The 20,569-nt window shown below is 50.6% G+C and carries 18 protein-coding genes; 5 read left to right on the top strand and 13 right to left on the bottom strand.

The window, feature by feature from the left end; translation table 11 throughout:
• Positions 1 to 178: 178 nt before the first annotated feature.
• Both CBW46_RS12885 and CBW46_RS12890 read right to left on the bottom strand, forming a co-directional pair.
• On the bottom strand, positions 179 to 715 hold the full coding sequence (locus tag CBW46_RS12885) for a chromate transporter (protein WP_089200415.1): 537 nt from the start codon (positions 713 to 715) through the stop codon (positions 179 to 181).
• A 27-nt stretch (positions 716 to 742) separates the two neighbouring features.
• A complete protein-coding gene (locus CBW46_RS12890; protein ID WP_089200416.1) occupies positions 743 to 1,399 on the bottom strand; it encodes a chromate transporter in 657 nt (218 codons plus the stop codon).
• 438 nt (positions 1,400 to 1,837) lie between these two features.
• Between CBW46_RS12890 and CBW46_RS12895 the strand changes: the two genes are divergently transcribed.
• Entirely contained in the window at positions 1,838 to 3,376 is a 1,539-nt protein-coding gene (locus CBW46_RS12895; RefSeq protein ID WP_089200417.1) for a PAS domain-containing sensor histidine kinase, read from the top strand.
• 114 nt (positions 3,377 to 3,490) lie between these two features.
• Here the strand turns inward: CBW46_RS12895 and CBW46_RS12900 are convergent, their stop codons facing one another.
• Together CBW46_RS12900 and CBW46_RS12905 are read right to left on the bottom strand one after the other, a co-directional pair.
• Positions 3,491 to 3,754: a hypothetical protein gene (locus tag CBW46_RS12900; protein ID WP_089200418.1), complete on the bottom strand. Its 264-nt coding sequence runs from the start codon at positions 3,752 to 3,754 to the stop codon at positions 3,491 to 3,493.
• Between the two features lie 104 nt (positions 3,755 to 3,858).
• Complete coding sequence (locus CBW46_RS12905; RefSeq protein ID WP_089200419.1) at positions 3,859 to 5,754, bottom strand: PrkA family serine protein kinase; 1,896 nt, start codon at positions 5,752 to 5,754, stop codon at positions 3,859 to 3,861.
• Positions 5,755 to 6,012: 258 nt separating this feature from the next.
• Here CBW46_RS12905 and CBW46_RS12910 point away from each other — a divergent pair, with 258 nt between their 5' ends.
• Positions 6,013 to 6,807, top strand: coding sequence for a DUF2161 domain-containing phosphodiesterase (locus tag CBW46_RS12910; protein ID WP_089200420.1), 795 nt, complete (start codon positions 6,013 to 6,015; stop codon positions 6,805 to 6,807).
• A 383-nt stretch (positions 6,808 to 7,190) separates the two neighbouring features.
• The gene (locus CBW46_RS21825; RefSeq protein WP_243633299.1) at positions 7,191 to 8,486 is read left to right on the top strand and encodes a polysaccharide deacetylase family protein; all 1,296 of its coding nucleotides are present in this window, start codon (positions 7,191 to 7,193) and stop codon (positions 8,484 to 8,486) included.
• 129 nt (positions 8,487 to 8,615) lie between these two features.
• Here CBW46_RS21825 and CBW46_RS12920 read toward each other — a convergent pair whose 3' ends face one another.
• From CBW46_RS12920 to trmL, 4 genes are all read right to left on the bottom strand, one after another.
• Positions 8,616 to 9,554, bottom strand: a complete 939-nt coding sequence (locus CBW46_RS12920) for an NAD(P)/FAD-dependent oxidoreductase (RefSeq protein ID WP_089200421.1) — start codon at positions 9,552 to 9,554, stop codon at positions 8,616 to 8,618.
• A gap of 338 nt (positions 9,555 to 9,892) precedes the next feature.
• Positions 9,893 to 10,150 (bottom strand): AbrB/MazE/SpoVT family DNA-binding domain-containing protein, encoded by a 258-nt coding sequence (locus CBW46_RS12925; protein ID WP_089200422.1) that lies wholly within the window; start codon positions 10,148 to 10,150, stop codon positions 9,893 to 9,895.
• A 156-nt stretch (positions 10,151 to 10,306) separates the two neighbouring features.
• Complete coding sequence (locus CBW46_RS12930; protein WP_089200423.1) at positions 10,307 to 11,179, bottom strand: MTAP family purine nucleoside phosphorylase; 873 nt, start codon at positions 11,177 to 11,179, stop codon at positions 10,307 to 10,309.
• A gap of 102 nt (positions 11,180 to 11,281) precedes the next feature.
• A complete protein-coding gene (gene trmL, locus CBW46_RS12935; RefSeq protein WP_089200424.1) occupies positions 11,282 to 11,746 on the bottom strand; it encodes a tRNA (uridine(34)/cytosine(34)/5-carboxymethylaminomethyluridine(34)-2'-O)-methyltransferase TrmL in 465 nt (154 codons plus the stop codon).
• A gap of 149 nt (positions 11,747 to 11,895) precedes the next feature.
• Between trmL and CBW46_RS12940 the strand changes: the two genes are divergently transcribed.
• The gene (locus CBW46_RS12940) at positions 11,896 to 12,609 is read left to right on the top strand and encodes a response regulator transcription factor (RefSeq protein WP_089200425.1); all 714 of its coding nucleotides are present in this window, start codon (positions 11,896 to 11,898) and stop codon (positions 12,607 to 12,609) included.
• 183 nt (positions 12,610 to 12,792) lie between these two features.
• On the opposite strand, the gene serC is transcribed toward CBW46_RS12940, so the two are convergent.
• Complete coding sequence (gene serC / locus CBW46_RS12945) at positions 12,793 to 13,881, bottom strand: 3-phosphoserine/phosphohydroxythreonine transaminase (protein WP_089200426.1); 1,089 nt, start codon at positions 13,879 to 13,881, stop codon at positions 12,793 to 12,795.
• Positions 13,882 to 14,136: 255 nt separating this feature from the next.
• Between serC and thpR the strand changes: the two genes are divergently transcribed.
• Positions 14,137 to 14,718 (top strand): RNA 2',3'-cyclic phosphodiesterase, encoded by a 582-nt coding sequence (gene thpR / locus CBW46_RS12950; RefSeq protein ID WP_165842290.1) that lies wholly within the window; start codon positions 14,137 to 14,139, stop codon positions 14,716 to 14,718.
• Between the two features lie 88 nt (positions 14,719 to 14,806).
• Here thpR and glnA read toward each other — a convergent pair whose 3' ends face one another.
• From glnA to CBW46_RS12970, 4 genes are all read right to left on the bottom strand, one after another.
• Positions 14,807 to 16,231, bottom strand: coding sequence for a type I glutamate--ammonia ligase (gene glnA, locus CBW46_RS12955; protein WP_089200428.1), 1,425 nt, complete (start codon positions 16,229 to 16,231; stop codon positions 14,807 to 14,809).
• A 286-nt stretch (positions 16,232 to 16,517) separates the two neighbouring features.
• Positions 16,518 to 17,561, bottom strand: coding sequence for a 3-deoxy-7-phosphoheptulonate synthase (gene aroF / locus CBW46_RS12960; protein WP_089200429.1), 1,044 nt, complete (start codon positions 17,559 to 17,561; stop codon positions 16,518 to 16,520).
• A 471-nt stretch (positions 17,562 to 18,032) separates the two neighbouring features.
• Positions 18,033 to 18,986 carry a 4-hydroxy-3-methylbut-2-enyl diphosphate reductase gene (locus tag CBW46_RS12965; RefSeq protein WP_089200430.1) on the bottom strand — a complete coding sequence of 318 codons (954 nt, stop codon included), beginning with the start codon at positions 18,984 to 18,986 and terminating at the stop codon, positions 18,033 to 18,035.
• Positions 18,987 to 19,041: 55 nt separating this feature from the next.
• On the bottom strand, positions 19,042 to 20,568 hold the full coding sequence (locus tag CBW46_RS12970; protein WP_089200431.1) for a sensor histidine kinase: 1,527 nt from the start codon (positions 20,566 to 20,568) through the stop codon (positions 19,042 to 19,044).
• Between the last annotated feature and the right edge of the window lies 1 nt (position 20,569).

A 20,569-nucleotide genomic window follows, 5' to 3' on the forward strand; every position in this document is an offset into this window, starting at 1 on the left:
CTGCCGCCCGGGTACCGCCACCCGTTTCCCACTCTTCTATGATCGTGAATTTCTCAGTAGCGTTATATTCATTCTTTCTTGACAAAAAAACTCCCCTCCAAGCAGCGGTTTATTTATTAAACCTGTCTACTTAAAGGGGAGCATATCAGTGTACACGGTTGCCTGCTTTTTTCCGCTATTACGTATAAAATGCAATGCCCATCAAGCCCGATACAGCTAACACGGCCATCGGGTGGAGCCGGTACTTGACGGACGCGACCACAGCGAAAATGAAAATCGCCACGGACGCGACGGTGTGCGCATTGAGGCCGGGCATAGGTTGTCCGTTCGCGGCTACACGAACGGCAGCGTATAGAATTAATGCGCACACCATCGGCTTCAAGCCGTGAAGCACCACTTCCAACCAACGCTGACTCCTCGCACGATATAGAACAAAAGCGAGTACCACGGTAACGAGAATAGACGGCAAAATCATTCCGGCAATGGCGGCTGCCGCCCCGGCGATGCCGGACGTATAATATCCGATCAGCACCGCGATATTCGTGGCGATCGGTCCCGGCGACATTCCAGCCAAAGCTACAGCGTGGGCATATTCGTGCGGTGTCATCCACTGCTGGGCGATTACTTCATGCTCGACCACACCCAGGATCGCATAGCCGCCGCCGAACGAGATCAATCCTACTTTTAAAAAAGTCCAAAATAAGGCGAGCAGCATCGTAATCCCCCTCCCCCCGATGTACCCTCAAATGCCGTCTCCCCATATAAATTGACCTCCGGCAGCCGCATCGGCTCCCGGAACGTTGTTGTGCTTTGTCTCCCCGGCTGACGCCCGGCCACTCAGTTTTTCCTTCCATTTAAACAACAGCAAGCCTGTCAGCGTTCCGACCAGCAGCAGCAAAGCCGGATGTATCGGTGAAAACAGGAGCGCAGCCAGGGCACCGATAATAAGCAGCGATGTGACAGTATCATGGCGAGTTGATTTCCACATACGGAATCCCGCTACCGCAATAAACGCTACGACCGCCGAGTGAATCCCGGCTAATGCGGCCATCGCCTTTGTCCCGTCACTGACCAGTGCATAACCGAGAGCGAGTAGCAGTATGACGACAAAATTGGGCAGGGCGATGCCTAGCACGGCAGCTAGCAGCCCCTGTATTCCAGCCAACCGAAAACCTGTTAACGCGGCTGCATTAACAGCTATGCCCCCAGGTGCAGAGCCTGCTATAGATAACACGTCACTCAATTCTTCGGCATCCATCCAGCGGCGTCTATCTACGATTTCCTTTTCTATCATTGGAATCATGGCATATCCACCGCCAAATGAGAGAGGACTGATTTTGCAAAATGACCAGCCGATTCGCCATAGCGTTGCCATCTTCTGTTCAGCCATTTTATTCATCCGCCACTCCCCCTGTCCTGATGATTTCTTATCTTCATTATAACTGACTTTTTATCTTTTTGATATAAACTCACACATAAACGTTTTTGATATAAAACAAAAAGACAGATTATAAGCTGTTTATGCACCCTTTTTACAGCGGAATACTATGAATTGACACTGACTTTTTACCATTATCGAATAAACCATAGTACAATCTCCTGAATTATTCAATATGAAAATCATTCTACTAAGATCTTATAGTTTGCTCTTATGGCAATACTGCAGCATGTTGCGAAACATATAATTGCGCTTAAAAATATTTCATTTACTTATGAATTCGTCTGGCGATATAATGGATTGACTGTCCTACTTGTTGCTTACACGCACATTAGTTGTACCATGAGCAGCACCGATTATGTATTGAACTTGATTGCAGGCAGGCAGGTGAACAAGAATATGCAGAAGATTCCAGTCACACGAGATGGTAAAAAAGGTTCGGATATTTTGATCGTTCATTCGGATGATGTAGTAAAAATCGAATGCGTGCGAGACAAAGAATATATCATTCACACCGCACAGGACAAATATCATTGGGCGGCATCGCTCGAAGCCTTCGAAGAATGGATGTACGAGGAAGGCTTTCGCTTGATCGACCAAATGAATGTGGTAAATATGAATCACGTCACGGGATATGACTCCAAAAAAGGAATCGTGGAACTGCTCCCGGAGCATGAGACCAACTCCAAAACGGCGTCCGCCGCCTGGATACATAAAAACCATATCACCAACGTTATGAGTATGCTCGATGAGCTTAAAAAGCTCGATAAAAGCAGCAACCCCGATGATTTTCAGGATGACATCTTCCAATCAATTTTGGCACAGGAGGAAGACAGCCGATTCGCCCGTTCTTATGCGATGATTCAAGCGATCTACGAAAAGAAAAAGGCGGAAAAAAGGCTGGAACAAAGCGAGCAGCGCTACAAGTCATTGTTCCGGCATAATCCGGATCCAATCTGCTCGGTTGATCGCCACGGGCTGTGCACAAGCGCCAATCCCGCCATCTTCCGGATGACCGGTTACGTGGAGGAGGAACTGCTGGGGGAATCGATCCACAAGCTGATTATCCCCGATCATATGGAACGGTGGCGGGAGCAGTTCGATGGGACGCTGTCTGGCCGGACGCAGCAATATGAAATTACGTTGGTCAACAAAGACGGGGGCTCTGTGGAATTGAGCATTCTTAATGTGCCGATTGTCGTAAACGGCGAGATCGATGGCGTCTACATGATCGGGAAAGATATCAGCGAACGCAAACGCGCCGAGGAAATGATCATTCGCTCGGAAAAGCTGTCAATTGTCGGCCAGCTGGCCGCGGGTGTAGCCCATGAAATCAGAAACCCTTTGACCTCGTTAAAAGGCTTCGTCCAGCTCATGCAGAGCAAAGTAAGCGGATACGATTCCTACTTCGATATCATGCAGAATGAACTCGATCGGATTAATTTTATAGTGAGCGAGTTTCTGGTCATTGCCAAACCCCAATCGGTCCGCTACCAGCCGAGGGATGTGACGCACATCTTGGAAAACACCATATTGCTCATTGGCTCACAAGCCATGATCCACAATGTAGAACTGCTCACCAGAGCAGAACCAAACCTCCCATTAATCAGCTGCGATGAAAACCAAATCAAACAAGTGTTCATTAATATATTGAACAACTCGATCGAGTCAATGCCGGACGGCGGCACAATCACCATGGAATTAAGCAAAAAGGATGAGCGGCATATTCTGATCCGCTTTGCAGACGAAGGCTGCGGCATTCCTGCGGAACGTATCCCCCGACTGGGTGAGCCGTTCTACACTACAAAGGAAAAAGGCACGGGCTTAGGCCTGATGGTTACATTCAAAATAATTGAAAACCACGGCGGCCGGACGCGGATTGTCAGTGAAGTAAACAAGGGAACTACTGTAGAAATCACGCTGCCGACAGCGCAATGACCGCCCTGCTCTGCTAAGCACAGAAAAGCACCTCTCTGCCCACTGAGATGTTGCACGTGAACAACAGGTGCTTTATTTGTTGCTGCTGCTGTGCTCTTGCGAAATGCAGCACCGCTAATACGCGGCGTAACCGTACGACGGATAAAAAGGATACACTCCCGGATACGAATACGGGTAACCATACGCATAAGGGTATACATATGGGTAAGGCGCATAGTATGGCGGCAGCAGCAGCGCGGTCAGCGCGACCAGTGCACTCAAAGGATCGTAGTATTGATATGCGCGGTGTCCGCCGATTGGACTCCCGCCCTCGGTCTCATGCGATTGCATCAGCCTGCCGCTGCTGTCGGCTGCCCATTGTTCCTGTTGGTTCGGCATAACACTTCTCCTTTTTTGTGATAGCTGGCGATTCTTCTAAAATTATATGTGTGATCGCCTACGAGGTGTTTGCCTACCGGAAAAATGGGCGAATGCCTTTGACGTTAACGATTCAGCAGACTGCCAACATACCGCAGCAGTTCATTGGCTGACGCTGTGGTGTAACCGTGCTCGTCGACCAGCCGTTTGATGACCTCATTAATCCGTTTTAACTGATTTTCATCCGGCGTTTTAGTGGAGGTTGTTATTTTGACAATATCTTTTAGGTCAGTGAACAGCTTCTTCTCAATCGCCTCACGCAGCCGCTCGTGACTGCTGTACTGAAAACGGCGACCTTTCCGTGAGTAGGACGACATGCGGATCAGAATCTCTTCGCGGAACGCCTTTTTGGCATTTTCCGAAATACCGATCTGTTCTTCTATCGAACGCATAAGCCGCTCATCGGGATCCATTTCCTCTCCCGTGATGGGATCCTTCACTTTACCCCAGTTGCAGTAAGATTCGATGTTATCCAGGTAGTTGTTGAACAGCGTTTTAGCTGACTCCTCGAATGAGTACACGAACGCCTTTTGGACCTCTTTTTTGGCCAGCTCGTCATACTCCTTGCGTGCGATGGAAATGAAGTTTAGATAACGCTCCCTCTCCTCTTTCGTGATGGATGGATGCTGATCCAGGCCGTCCTTCAGTGCACGCAGCACATCCAGTGCCGTGATGAATTCCAAACCTTGTCGGATTAACGCGCTTGAGATGCGGTTGATGACATATCGCGGATCAATCCCTGACATGCCTTCTTCCAGATACTCGTTTTGCATCTCCTTTAAATCGGCCTCTTTGTAACCCTCCACCTCTTCCCCATCATACATACGCATTTTTTTGACCAAATCCATACCCTGCTTCTTCGATTCCTTGAGCCTGGTTAAGATAGAAAAAATCGCCGCTGCACGCAAGGAGTGCGGGGCAATATGAACATGCGCCATATCGCTTTGCGAGATCAGCTTTGTATAAATTTTTTCTTCCTCCGACACCTTCAGATTGTAAGGAATCGGCATGACGATCATCCTGGATTGAAGCGCTTCATTTTTCTTGTTCGCGATAAATGATTTGTACTCCGACTCGTTAGTATGTGCAATTATGAGCTCATCCGCGGAAATCAGCGCGAACCGGCCGGCTTTAAAGTTACCCTCCTGTGTGAGTGAGAGTAAATTCCAGAGGAACTTTTCATCACATTTGAGCATCTCCTGGAACTCCATAATGCCGCGGTTCGCCTTGTTAAGCTCTCCATCAAACCGATATGCGCGGGGATCGGACTCCGATCCGAATTCGGTAATGGTTGAAAAGTCGATGCTTCCTGTGAGGTCGGCAATGTCTTGCGATTTCGGATCCGATGGACTGAACGTACCGATACCTGTACGATTGTCCTCCGATAGCAGCACGCGCTCCACGAGGACGTCTTCGATGTGCCCGCTGTATTCCGTTTTCAAGCGCATTTGGCAGGATGGGCACAGGTTGCCCTCTATTTTCACGCCAAGCTCATTCTCCACTTCCGGCCTCAGCTCATGCGGCACCAAATGCAGAGGTTCTTCGTGCATCGGACAACCTTTGATCGCATATACCGCGCCCTCCTCCGTCCGGGAGAACTGCTCCAATCCTCGTTTGAGCAGGGTGACGATAGTTGATTTCCCGCCGCTCACCGGTCCCATCAGCAGGAGAATCCGTTTTCGCACGTCGAGGCGTCTGGCTGCAGAATGGAAATACTCTTCCACCAGCTTTTCGATAGCCTGATCCAGCCCGAAGATTTCCTTTTCAAAAAAGTGGTATTTTCGCGCTCCATTCTCTTTATCCACGCCATGAGACTCGAGCATTCGATATACCCTAGCATGGGCTGTCATCGCCAAATGAGGCTGCTTTCGAACCATTTCGATATATTCGCCAAATGTTCCCGTCCAAGCCAATCTCTCGGTTTCAGTGCGGTAATCCGAAATTTTCTTGAATATGTCCATGAGGCTACCTCCTCCGTGCAGTGCACTTCACTGGATGTGAGAAAACAAAGTGTAATTAATAAGTATGCGCGGCGGCAAAATAAGTTGCGCGAAAAATTGAAGCAATTACAGCGTCATACCGCTATCTCGGCGTGCGTAAAGGTCAAACCTTGTCTGCTGCAAACAGACCACCTTGCGTCTGCCTCCAGCTTTTCTATGTTATAATTGCAATTGCTTGCATCACGACCAGCTACACTTTCAAAAGGAGTCGAATCGTCTGTGGCAATCAAAACGGAGACTGAGCTGTACGCGCCGGTGAAATCGTACTTCGAACAGCTGGGCTATTCGGTCAGAGGCGAAGTGAATCACTGTGATCTCGTCGCTATGCGCGGCGAAGAGCCTCCAGTCATTGTAGAATTGAAGAAAAATTTTTCCATCCCGCTCTTGCTCCAGGGCATCGAGCGTCTGAAGCTCACTCGGCGAGTGTATGTAGCGTTCGAACTGCCGAACAAGGGACGTGCTCCCCATGGAGCCAGCTGGCCGGAGCTTCGCAACCTCTGCCAAATGCTCGGCATAGGCATGATAACAGTACAATTTTTTCAACGGAAGCAGCCATCCGTCTACATAGAATGTCATCCTGCCGAAGCCGTCGGCTCTGCGCCTGTCCGAGCCGTCCGTCCGCGCCATAACAAGCGGGCCGCCGAGCAGATAGTGACCGAATTCAAAGAAAGGCATGCCGATTATAACGTTGGAGGCAGCACCAAGCTGAAGCTGATGACATCCTACCGCGAGAAGGCACTGCACTTGGCTTATCTGCTGCAGCAGCACGGCCCTCTAAGCCCACGCAAGCTTCGCGAGATGACCGGAAATTTAAAAACGGCAAGCCTGCTGCAGAAAAATTTCTACCGCTGGTTTCAGCGCGTGGAGCGAGGCATCTATCGGGTCACGCCATTGGGGGAGGAAGCGCTGCTGACCTACGCACACGTCGTCGCCGAACTGCCTTTGGCGGTATCCGCAGCACGTGAGCAGCCGGACCAGCCCCAGCCCGTCACTGTCGCACCAGCGCAGACGTAATGTCTCGCCGGCTGGACAGCGGAGTCAGCGGCCTGTACCTGCTGCCTTATGTGCGAGATCGCCCAGCGGGCTCCCCAGTGTGCAGCCGAGAGAATAGCGGCCTGTACCTGCTGCCTTATGCGCGGATCGCCCAGCTCGCCCCCCAGTGTGCAGCTGAGAGAATAGCGGCCGAGCCTCCACCCATGTAGCGCACACAGTCCGGCCGCTGCCCCCCTTGAACACTGGCACGCGACCTAGCCCCAAGCCTCACACACGGCAAACTGGCCGAGCGGAACTCCCACGTGTCCTCCACACGAAGCTGGCCATGCCAGTCCCCTGTCATATTCCCAACTGCCGCCGGATATGCATAGAGTAATAGATTACCGCGAAGGAGTCTGTCACCTATGAAGCATCCGGCGTTTGTGTTATTTCGACTCATCAAATCACTGCCAACTCCACTCAAGTGGAGCTTACCTTTGGCAGGCCTCATACTAGCCGTTGGCTGCATGGCGCTCACGAATACGAGCAGCCTGCTCTATGGCGGGCAGATGGCACCTCAAGCCGGCCAACCCCATCCGTCCGAATCTAAAGCTGCCTCGGACTCCGCTGCCAGCGGATTCACGCTGGAATTACCTCCCAAGCTCATCGAACAATTCGCACAGCAGGCTGGCACGTCTGCTGGACAATCCCATGCCCACCTCCTTGGTGCTCCGGGCGGCAGGCAAGGTTTGCATGCCGGCGGCCGGTTTGGCGTGGCTGCCGGCTCAGTACAGCCCGCCAACGCCGGTGGCGAGGCCGCCGCTTCCGCGCAGCCCACCAACGACCACAGCGAGGCCGCCGCTTCCGCGCAGCCCACCAACGGCCGCAGCGAGGCCGCCGCTTCCGCGCAGCCCGCCAACGCTGGCGGCGAGGCTGCTGCTTCCGCGCAGCCCGCCAGCGGCCGCAGCGAGGTCGCCGAGCACGCGCTGCCAAACGGCGGGACGCTGCTGGCAGCCGGTTCGGAGGAGAGTGCTGCAGCCCATGCACAGACGAAACCCGATCACCTCATCCGGGTGCCGGTGCTGAACTACCACAGTATCGCTGTCGATCCCGGCAATTCGGCCACAATTACTCCCGAGAAGTTTACCGCACACATGCAGTATTTATCAGACAATGGATACACCACGCTTACCCTGAAACAGTTCACTGATATTATGGAAAAAAAAGCTGCTGCCCCGGATAAACCAGTGCTCCTTACGTTCGACGATGGCTATGCGGATAACTATGAAATCGCAATGCCCGTCTTAAAAAAGTTCAATTTTAAAGCGACCGTATTTATGTCCCCCGGTATGGTGGATGACGGCCACTACATCAACTGGGATCAGGCGAAGGAAATGCATGCAGCCGGCTGGGATATTCAGCCGCACGGGATGAGCCATCCCCATCTTCCCAAATTAACGGCCAAACAACAGGCCCACGAAATATCTGAGGCCAAAACGCAAATCGAGCAGATGCTCGGCACCTCCGCAGATGTATTCTGTTATCCGTACGGCGAACGCAATCAAACTACGATCAGGCTGCTTAATGAGCTCAAGTTCCGCTATGCATTTACTATCGAGCAGGGCGTGACCACGGCGGAACAAAAACCTCTGCTGCTTCGGCGTATTTTTGTGAACGGTAAAGACACGGTAGAAAAGTGGATTGCGAAGTTAACCCAATGATGGGGTAGAGGGTATTACGCGCAGAGAGTATTACGGGGCAGAGGCTATAACGGGGTATGGCAAAAACGGCCGTTCACATACGACCGGTCGTTTTCTCTGCGTTGTATGATATCGGGCACTGCCACCGATTTAATGTCGTCCTGTGTCACGGTTTCCCCGTGCCATCAGTTCTTTATGCATCCAAATGGCCGCCAATGCTCCCTCGCCCATTGCAACAGTGAGCTGCTCCGCGTGAACACCGATATCTCCTGCCGCCCAAACTCCGTGCACGCTAGTCATTTTTGATCGCGGGTCAGTTACAATGTGTTTATTCTCCAGCCGCTCTATGCGGAGCTGGGCCGCCAATTCCGTTTGCACTTGATTCCCGCCAAAAGCAATAAATCCCCTAGCACCGGCGACTTCCCGCCCATCGGACAAAAGCACGCCGCGCAGCATGCCATCCGCGGAAGACAGGACCTCTTGAATCGGGACCGTGTGATAATGAATACCATTACTCTCCAATTTTTCCCTCATCCCGGGACTCACAGGATTCGCCTGCGCTTCGTGGTTTACATATGTCAGCTTCTGTGTCCAATACAGCAGCGTCATTGCCATCGCCGCACCCACATCCCCTGCCCCCATAACGATCGTCCGGTGACCGCTCGTCTCGTAACCGTCGCAATCCGGACACACGTATACACTGTGACCGAAGCACTTCTCCAGTCCCGGAAGCTTGGGAAAACGATCGATCAACCCTGTGGCGAGCAGCAGCGTATCTGCCGAATAAGTATCACTGCCGTCTTTCACCTCAACCGTGAATCCCGGCTCAGCTTGAGCGAGGCGGATCACTTCACCGCTTCGAAACTCCACTCCTAACTCTTCCGCCTGATGCCTGCCCAGCCGGCGCAATTCTTCCCCTGACACGCCACCCGGCCACCCAAGGATGTTATGGTAACTTCTGCACAATGTAGACCGGCCATACCCTTTGTCGATCACGAGCGTTTTGTGTTTGTATCTTCCCAGCTGAATCGATGCTTGGAGCCCCGCGATACCGCCCCCGACGACGATACACTCATAATGTCTAAGCACCTGGCAAACCGCCTTTCCCCATTTTTAGTAGCTTTTCCAACGGTTTCTCGCTTTACCCGGAAGGTTCGGCAGCAGCAAACTTTAAATAATTATTCACTTTTCAAAGTTTTCTTTTTCCAGGCGGTTGGTTATAATATTAGGCAGGGGGTGCGGACGATGTCGGCAGCATTTTGGATTGTGAATTTGGTATTTTTAATGTTTATCGTGGCTATGCTTACTGCAGCTTACAATGACGATAAAACGGCAGGTCTTTAATGACCAGTGCGCATGTCAGACGAAACAAATATTTAAAAAAGCATCACCGTTCCTTTGAATGGAATAGTGATGCTTTCTTCATTCTACTCGACTTTGTCTTTCAGCGCGTTCATTTCAGTCAAACATTCTGCGCATATATGCCGGTCTTTGAATTCGCTGACCTGCTCCATCGAACTGCAAAATACACAACGCGGTCGATACCGTTCCAGAATAATATGATCTCCGCTTACCAATATTTCTACTGGATCCCCTTCATTCATCTGGTATCTCTTGCGAAGCGATTTCGGGAGTACAATGCGTCCTAGTTGATCCACCTTCCGTACGACACCTGCCGGCTTCATTTATAAATTCACCTCACTTTCGCCATGAAAAAAACGAACAGCACACAGGCGCAACCAGTTTTAACAAGTTGCCGCCTGCTATAATACTATTCGTTGGTACCGCTGGAATTCCTGCCATAGTTGTTTAGATTTGTTGATTCGGCGCTTGGCAGCCAATTATTGTTTAATTTCTTTTAGCAACGTAGGTTTGCGTAAGCTGAGACAATTGCAGCCCGTTTGGTCTGTGTCCACCGCAGCTAATGCATTCAACAAGATGTGTCCGATTGTGTACGACTCCTGGTAAAAGATATCCGATAAGTCCTTGTGCTCCCAGTCCTTTATCACGCCTTCCGCGTAATTCACGACCATATAGATTCCAGCGTAGCAAGCGCCGATTTCACGCGCTAAGTACACTTCCGGACAAATGCTCTGCCCGACGATATCACCATGCCAGGACCGAAACATTTGTACTTCGGCAGGGCTCTCAAAATGCCGTCCGTCGGTATTTACGTACACACCGCGATTAAATACATGGCGCGGTCTCTCATCCTCAAATGTGTCCTTTACGCGGTCCCTCGCAGATCGTACCAAAGCCTTGGACTGCGTTGGACAAATCGGCTCTCTCATGACGAGCAGATAAGGTCCGCCCAGACCTACATCCGTGCGCATTGAGTTGTCGATGTAATCATTCGGCACAACGAGGTCACGCAGCTCCAACATCTGGTTGATACTGCCTACGCCTCCCTCGGCGAATATTTTCTTCACTCCAGCTTGCTGAAATACCCAAAACACCTGCTGTGACGCAACGCCGCGCGTAACGACATTAGGTCTCCAACCGTGCATACGGCAGTTGAGAAACTTTTTATCGCCGAGCTGAACGAGCTTAAACGCAGGGCTTTCTCCATACGGTGTGTCAAACACCAATCCGGTTGATAACACTTCTACGTCACTGCGGTGTAAGTCCTCAGGAAACTGTATCGAAAACATGCTTGACCCGCCGATGATAGCGAAGTCCACCTTTGGTATCTCTTGCTGTGTTGTTTGTGCCATTTTTCACTAGTCCTCCTATTAGCAGTTTGTTCGGCATTAGAGCTGTGAGACCGGGTATAAAAAGTCACACAAGTTCCCACAGCTTTCAATGCTAATACCGGTCTAACGTAAGCCCTGGAATCCCGTCTGGCGCAGAGCCTCAAACAATATAATAGCTGCAGAGTTCGACAAATTCAGCGACCTGACAGCATCGGTCATCGGCATCCGCATAAGCTGCTCCGGATGCTCCGCGAGAATTTCAGGTGACAAGCCCTTGGTTTCCTTGCCAAAAACCAAAAAATCACCGTCTTGGAATGTTAAATCAGTGTAAATTCGTTGCGCCTTCGTCGTAGCAAAGAAGAAGCGGCCGTCCTTGTATTTATCCTTTACTTCCTGAAAGGAGTCATGATACTCAATATGTACGGCGTGCCAATAGTCGAGCCCTGCTCGTTTTAACGTTTTATCGTCCGTCTGAAAGCCGAGCGGCCTTACCAGATGCAACCAGGTGCCCGTCGCTGCGCAAGTCCTCGCAATGTTACCGGTGTTGGCCGGAATTTCCGGTTCCACCAGCACAATATGAAAAGCCATCGTTACCATTCACCTCACTCGCGTATGTCCCATTATACTACAAATCACGCAAAAATTTTAACACTCGCTTTACTTATCCTTAATCTGCGGTTGATAGTGCCCTGCCATAATAACTGTATCACGTGCTGTTCACAAAGGAGATTAGATGGATGAAGAAGAAAATTCTTGTTGTTGACGACGAACCGTCCATTTCAATGCTTATAGAATTTAACCTGAAGCTGGTTGGCTTCGAGGTGCAGTGTGTGTATGACGGCGAAGCCGTATTTCAAGCGATACGCAACTTCCGCCCGGACGTGATAGTGCTTGATCTAATGCTCCCCAAAATGGACGGTATCCAGGTATGCCGCCAGCTGCGCAGCCAAGGTAATTTGGTGCCTATCATCATGCTTACGGCTATGCAGGACTTGTCCGACAAAATCGCCGGGCTTGATAACGGAGCTGACGACTACATGACAAAACCATTCAGTCCGCAGGAGCTCATTTCCCGTATCCAAGCGATTTTGCGTCGTATCCAAGCTCTACCATCCGCAGCAGATAACACGCCGATCACCATTGGACAACTGGTTATACAGCCTGATCAACGTGAAGTGACCTTAAAAGGGCAAGCGGTGGAATTAACGCCGAAGGAGTTTGATCTCCTGTTGTTCCTGTGCAAGCATCGCGGTAAAGTGCTCAGCCGTCAACAGCTGCTGCACGGCGTATGGGACTATCATTTTCTGGGCGACACTCGCATCGTCGATGTGCATATCAGCCATTTGCGGGACAAAATAGAGTGCAACGCCAAATCACCGGAATACATTGTAACGATACGCAATGTTGGTTACAAACTGACGGAGCCGGCCATGAAAGAATCTTACGCTTAAACGTATAAGCCACTATAACGAGCTATAAGATGAGTGACGCACCAGCTCCCGCGGTACTCATCTTTTTTGCGCAAAAAAACAGCCCCGCGGAGACTTATGAACCGGCCCGATGGATGGACACTTTGAAAAAAAGTAACCCTCGTTGGGAGACAGTTCAGTTACTGTAGGGCTGTCTTTTCAGTTTTAACCGTTACGCTTTTGGAAATAGGTCATAAAATTAGCCAATGCCTTACAAGCTGCATAAGGCACAGCATTGTACGCGGAGGCACGGATGCCGCCAACGCTGCGGTGTCCCGCCAAGCCTATAAAATTCTGCTGCAGGGACTCCTTCACAAACTGCTTCTCGAGCTCCTCGCTTGGAAGACGGAAAGTGATGTTCATAATGGAGCGGCTATCCGGATCGATATTCCCTTCATAAAAGCCGCCGCTGGTGTCAATAACATCGTAAATCAGCTTACTTTTTTCCATGTTTCTTTGCTCCATCGCAGCGACCCCGCCGTTCTCCTTCACCCACTTCAACACGAGGTTCATCATGTAGATAGAGTGCACTGGAGGGGTGTTATATAGGGAACTGTTGCTCGCGTGAGTCGTATAACGCAGCATAGTCGGAATATGCTTTGGCTCTTCTGTGAGCATATCATCGCGAATCACCGCTACCGTCACGCCGGATGGACCGAGATTTTTTTGCGCGCCTGCGTAAATCATCGCGAATTTCTTCGCATCAATGGGGCGGCTCAAGATCCCACTCGTCATATCGCCGATCAAAGGCACATTGCCGGTATCAGGAACATAAGAGAATTGCGATCCCTCGATGGTGTTATTTGTCGTCATGTGAACATAAGCCGAGTTCGGATCAACTTGAATGTCGGATTGTGCCGGCAGGCTTCTCCATTTTTCCGCTTTATTCGATGCGGCGATGACGGCCTCACCCACCACTTTTCCTTCTTGGTACGCTTTGTCGGAGAAGCTGCCGGTAATAATATAACTTCCAACCTTGCCGGGCTTCAAAAAGTTCAAAGGAATCGTCGCGAACTGTGTACTGGCCCCGCCGCCAAGGAACAAAACTTGATAGCCGGAATCCAATCCCAACAAATCCAACATAAGTTCCTGAGTCTCGGCATTGATCTGTTCATATTCTTTGCTTCGATGGGAAATCTCCATCAAAGACATGCCGATGCCTTTATAGTCCACAAACTCCTCCTGGGCTTGCTGCAGTACTTCCAACGGAAGCGCCGCCGGACCCGGATTGAAATTGTACGCTCGCTTTGACATGGTTTCACACCTTCACCTATTTTTCTAATCGCATCGTTTGATATGATAGGCTTATGATAGCAAAGTTTCTCCCAAACGGGCAAGTAGTTGCTCGCATTCTTCACAGCATTGATACATATTTCACCACTCATCGGACACCCTGTTATCAAGTGCCGAAAGCCGGTCAGCTGCCTCTATCAGAGGCTGTCCGATTCGGCCTTAATTGTGTGGGGTGTCTTCCATTAAATGGTTAATAAAGCAAAAAGGAGTGGCCGTATGAGCTCAGACCGATTATTTCTGGCTGTTGCTATCGGTAGGGAGCAGCGCGAGCAGATCGAACGGAACATGGAGATACTGCAGCGCGCCCTCACCTTTCAAAAGTGGGTCCAGCCGGACGACCTGCATGTTACGCTGAAATTTCTCGGCGATACGCCGTTGGACACCGCGGAGCAAGTAAAAGCTGCCACGCGCAAGCTGGCTGCCGGCCACACGCCGTTTTCTCTGTCGTTGCAGGGTCTCGGTACCTTTGGCAGGTCGGCCAGTCCAAGCATTTTGTGGTTAGGTGTGTCAGGAGATTTAACGGCTCTAGGCGAGCTTCAGAGTCAAGTGGAGCACTCAGTTGAGCCATTCGGCTTTACACGCGAAGATGGCACTTACAGCCCGCATGTCACGCTTGCGCGAAGATTCCAAGGGGCCAGTGCGTTGTTGCCAAGCGCACTGCGTGCTGCAGAGCAGGCGATTGAGCCCCTTCCTGCGCCATGGACTGTAGATAGGATCGTCTTGTACCGAAGCCATTTGCATAAAAAGCCAATGTACGAGGCAATTGATCATTTTGATCTGGGCAGCGGCAACAGATGAATGAACCCGACGATATAGTGCAAAAGAGCCCTGCGCAGCAGGACTCTTTCGTTTTACAAGAATAAGTATAAGTGCTTCTTCTCTTCTCCTACAGATCGAAGTACAAAGAATACTCGTGTGGATGAATGCGAATGGAAACAGCTTTCGCTTCTTCGCGCTTCAATCCAATATAGTTGTCGATGAAATCCTTATTGAATACGCCGCCCTCGGTCAAGAACTCATAATCTGCTTCCAAGGCGTTGAGCGCTTCCTCCAACGTACCTGGCACGCTGCGGATCTCGCCTCTTTCCGCATCGGACAGATCGTAGATGTTTTTGTCCAACGGGCCGTAGCCGAGTGCGCGAGGATCGATTTTCTTCTTAATTCCGTCCAAACCAGCCATCAACATCGCTGCAAATGCCAGGTAAGGATTCGCAGTAGAGTCCGGTGTGCGGAACTCGATGCGGCAGCCCTTCGGAGTTACTGCTGCAGCCGGAATACGTACCGCCGCGGAACGGTTTGCTTTGGAGAATGCCAAGTTCACCGGCGCTTCATAACCAGGCACCAAACGCTTAAACGAGTTGGTCGACGGGTTAGTCAGAGCTATCAACGCAGGGGCATGGTACAGAATGCCGCCAATATAGTTCAGAGCCAATTCACTCAGGTTGGCATATCCGCCTTTTTCATAGAACAGCGGCTCGCTGCCGTTGAAAATGGATTGGTGAACGTGCATTCCGCTGCCGTTATCGCCAAATAGCGGCTTTGGCATGAATGTAGCCACTTTGCCATATTGTCTGGCTGTGTTTTGCACGATATATTTGTATTTCATCAGGTTGTCGGCTGTTTTAGTCAAAGTGTCAAAACGGAAATTGATCTCACCTTGACCTGCTGTTGCTACCTCGTGGTGGTGACGTTCGATTCGAAGCCCCGCTTCCATCAATAAACGGCACATTTCACTGCGGATATCCTGCTGCGTATCCGTAGGGCCGACAGGGACATAACCGCCCTTGTGGCCGACTTTGAAGCCCAGGTTGCCGCCCTCTTCTTTGCGATTGGAGTTCCAGTGAGCCTCCTCCGAGTCGACAAAGTAAGAAGATTTATTTTGACCACTTTCAAAGCGAACTTCATCGAAAATAAAAAATTCGGATTCCGGAGCAAAGAATGCCGTTGTGCCCACTCCAGCTGTCTGTAGATACTCTTCCGCTTTCTGAGCGATACCGCGCGGATCGCGATCGTAGCGCTCGCCATCTGGTGTATGAATGTCACACATAATGATCAAAGTAGCATGTGCGGTGAAAGGATCTACGTAAGCTGACTCCGTGTCAGGAATCATAACCATGTCGGACTCTTCAATCCCTTTGAAGCCGGGAATTGACGAACCGTCGAAAGCTACGCCGTTCGTGAATGTTTCTTCTTCTACTTCACAGGCCGGTAGGGAGATGTGGTGCGCTCTGCCGGAGAGATCTACGAAGCGGAAATCCACCCATTCGATACCTTTTTCTTTGATGATATTCAACACGTCTTGAGCTGACATTGAATAGTTAACCTCCTAGAATCCGAACATTTATGCCGAGTTGTTCGTTCATTGTTCAAGTTTTTTAATTAACCATGTTCATATTATAAGACCATTCTGCGAGCACCGTCAATACTTATGTCAGGTATTTTTTGTAGATATGTAAGGTATGCTTACACAACAACGCCTGACGTTCACAATTCAGACAAAAAAAAGCTGTCCGTTGCGGACAGCCAAATCATATCTAACACAGCCAGTATGAGAGCCGAAACTGGATCTGCTTGAGTCCCAGCCGCGGCAGGCAAAGTTACACAACAATCGTATCCTTCTTGGTGTCAAAACTCTTACCGCAGAGAGGGGCTAGCTGCTCTAGATCTTGCATCAGTTTAGCGAACTGCTGTGGAAACAGTGACTGCACCCCGTCCCCAGTCATCGAGTTGTCCGGATCCGTATGCATTTCGACAATGAGCCCGTTCGCTCCTGCTGCTACGGCCGCTTTACTCATCGGCTCGACCAACTCTCTTCGCCCTGTTCCATGGCTTGGGTCCGCGATCACCGGCAAATGGCTCAGCGATTGCAACGCGGGAACAGCCGCCAAATCCAGCGTGTTTCTCGTGTAAGATTCGAAAGTTCGGATTCCGCGCTCACACAGCATTACGTTCGGATTTCCTCCTGCCAGGATATACTCAGCGGCATTCAAAAATTCATCGTAGGTGGAACTGAAGCCGCGCTTGAGCAGAACCGGTGTTTTGATTGTTCCCAATTTGCGGAGTAAATCGAAATTTTGCATATTTCTTGTACCTACTTGAAGAATATCGGCATACTCGGCACAAACATCCACATATTCCGGTGTCATGACCTCTGTGATCGTGAGCAAACCATGCTTTTTGCCGGCCTCCGCCATCATCTCCAAGCCTTCCACGCCAATTCCCTGGAAGCTGTATGGGCCTGTTCTCGGTTTGAACGCGCCTCCGCGCAATACCTGAGCGCCAGCCGCCTTGACGATACGCGCGATTTCATCAATTTGCTGAGGAGACTCCACTGCGCACGGTCCGCCCATAATCACAAGCTGCTCTCCACCGATTTCAACGTCTTTGATCTTAATCACCGTGTCCAAAGGATGGAAATCCCGGCTGGCGAGTTTATAAGACTTTGATATTTTCACTACCTGTTCCACGTCCGATAGCTGGCGCAGCTGTTCACTCAGCTGGGGATGGGCGTTGCCTATAATCCCGATAACAGTTCTGTCCACACCTTTGGATACATGTGCCTGGAGCTCGTGTTTCTCAATGTGCTGGACGATTTCGTCGATACGCTCCTCGGACACCTTGTTGGAAATAATTACGATCATAATAGCAACGCTCCCCGTCATGGTATTCGTAAATTCACTACCCACTTACTTCAACGCTTATACGCTTTTAAGCTTCTATGCTTTTAACCAATAAAGCAACTATACTACGGCTCTCCAGATTCGTCAATAAACAGATGCCAGAGTCACCCAGCGCTTTCGCTGCCTGCCTAACGTGGCACACCCCTCATTTGCACGGCAGCATCCGCGTGGCTTTGTCCCATTATATTACATCCGGGCTTTTACGCGTGGGCCTGTTAACAGTACTACCCGCATGTTTGACAGGGTTTTCACAAAAAAAATCGACTCATCAGAGTCGACCAGAGTGTCGGGAATGCCCACAAAACTGTTCGCCTCGCAGAGTCGATCATGTCGTCAGGGAGCCGCCGGCGGCAGATTCGCTCCACTGTTCCCTGTGTGGTCACCTGTGAAATACGCCTACCGCTGCCGGTGCTGACATTTTGTGCTGATTTATCAGTGGCTGCTGGCCTTTTGTTTCGCAGTAGGAATGAGTTTGCTCTTGTTAAGTGTCCGTTTGATTTCCCATGTCGCCGGATTGTCCAAATCAAACTGCTCTAAATAATTAATGACTTCTTTGGTGATGGGAGTCGGCGTAGACGCTCCGGAAGTCACGCCAACCCGTCGGACAGGCTTCAGCCATTCCAGCTGTATCTCTGAGACATCGGCAATCCGGTAGGCCTTCACGCCTGCGATTTCTTCCGACACTTGTGCCAACCGGTTGGAATTGTTGCTGCGCGGGTCGCCCACAACCAGCACCAGATCCGTATCCTTCGCCTGCTCAGCTACGGCCTCCTGACGCACTTGGGTGGCAAGGCAAATCTCATTATGAATCTCAGCGTGCGGGAATTTCTCCAGCAGCCCGCTCATAATGTGTTTGATGTCCCATTGGCTCATCGTGGTTTGATTCGTGATCGTGATTTTGTCAGTGTCCAGGTTCAAGTGATCTACTTCCTCAAGCCTTTCAATCAAATGAACGCGGCCCGGCGCGACGCCAAGCGCTCCTTCCGGCTCCGGGTGACCCTTTTTGCCGATATATATGATATGGTAGCCCTCAGCGGTTTTTTCGCGGATCAGATCATGCGTCTTAGTGACATCCGGACAGGTCGCATCCACCACGGTGAGACCCTTTTCCCGCGCCCTTCGCCTTACCTCCGGTGACACGCCATGCGCGGTGAAAATAACCGTGCCCGATTCAATGCTCTCCAATATCTCCAACCGGTTGGGACCGTCCAGCGTAATCACGCCTTCATTATCAAAATACTCCGTCACATGGGCATTGTGTACAATCATCCCTAATATATATACAGGTCTTGGCAGATCAAGATTTTTTGCGGCTTGCATGGCCAGCGCCATAGCATCTACCACCCCGTAACAATAGCCGCGGGGCGTAATTTTGATTACTTCCATGTTTCTGCACCTACCCTATTATTCATTGCAAGTGGATACATTCACTTTCTGTCACTTACTCTTCCAGTATACCGGAATCTTCGGGCGGAGGGAATGCCTGCTCGCGCTCGCTGTCAGAAATGCTCGAAATTGGCAGCCAGATAATAAACGTACTGCCCTCCCCAGGACGCGACTCTACCTGAATCGATCCATGATGCTCATCTATAATCCATTTGGCTATAGATAAGCCCAATCCGGTTCCGGCTGTTTTACCGCGGGATACGTCCACACGATAAAACCTTTCGAAAATCATCGGCACCTCTTCGCTGTTCATGCCAATGCCGGTATCCGCGATGCGCAGGCCGATCTGCGATTCCGTACGAACCGCATCCAATTTGACAAAGCCCTGATCGGTGTACTTGAACGCATTCTCCACGAAGATGTAAATCAACTGCTGCAGGTAATCCCGATTGCCCTGCACATACACCCCCTGCAGAGGTGTCAAATCACCGGTGATCCATTCCACGGAACGCGGCAGCAGCTGTGCTTTTCGCGCCACACCAGCGACTAGCGGGAGCATCTGCAACTCCATTTTAGGCATTTGAATGCCGGCGTCCGCTCGTGCAAGCGACAGCATGTCATTAACCAGACGGCTCATACGTTCAGACTCGCCCGCGATATCATGCATGGCCTCGAGCGACATCTCCAACTGCTGCCGCTCTGGCACCGAGCCTACCGATGCAGTTTGCTTCCACATTTTTTCCAACAAATCAACGTTACCGCGAATTGTCGTAAGCGGCGTGCGAAGCTCATGGGAGGCATCCGAGACAAAACGGCGTTGTCTGCGATATGACTCTTCGAGCTCTGAGTAGGCCATTTGCAGCCTCTCCAGCATGCCATTGATCGTACTTGTCAATCGTCCGATTTCATCGTTTGGTCCGGTGTAGTTGATACGCTTGCCTAGATCGGCACCCTTTTCTATCGAATTGGCGTCATCGATAACTTGGTCAATTGGCTTGAGCGCCTTGCGTGCGAGAAACCAGCCGAAGGATGCCGCCAACACCACGGTTACTGACGCCGTGAACACGAGGATGAACCTCAGGATGCCGAACAAGCGCTCGGAGCTGTCGACCAGTACAGCGGCTTGGAACACGCCTGCCAGCTGATTGCCCAACGGTATGGGCATGTGATAGATCAAAAACTGCAATTTTCCAACCTGTGTGCGCGAAAAAAACGAAGTATTGGCGAGCAGCTTTTGCTTCTGGGCGTCGGTCACAGGGGGAAGTACGATCCCGGCGTCCTCCAAATTTTCCGACCCGCGCAGCTTGCCGGTCTGAAAATTTGTTATTTGATAAAATTTATTGGTGTTATTAACTATATCTTGTCCTTGGAGTACAAAATCAAAACTTATGTCTCCGCCCAGCGTTACATTAATGCGCGGTTGAATCTGTCTATACACCGCATCTCCCTGCTTTCGCAGGTCATCCTCGATGTAATCGTAATACAGAACATTGAGCAGCCAATACAAGCCAATGCCGAACAGCAGCAATGTGACTGATAGAATGGCTGTATACCATAGGGTCAGTCTTAGACGAATCGACACG

The sequence above is a fragment of the Paenibacillus xerothermodurans genome (assembly GCF_002220865.2).
GTDB classification, from domain to species: Bacteria; Bacillota; Bacilli; order Paenibacillales; family NBRC-103111; genus Paenibacillus_S; species Paenibacillus_S xerothermodurans.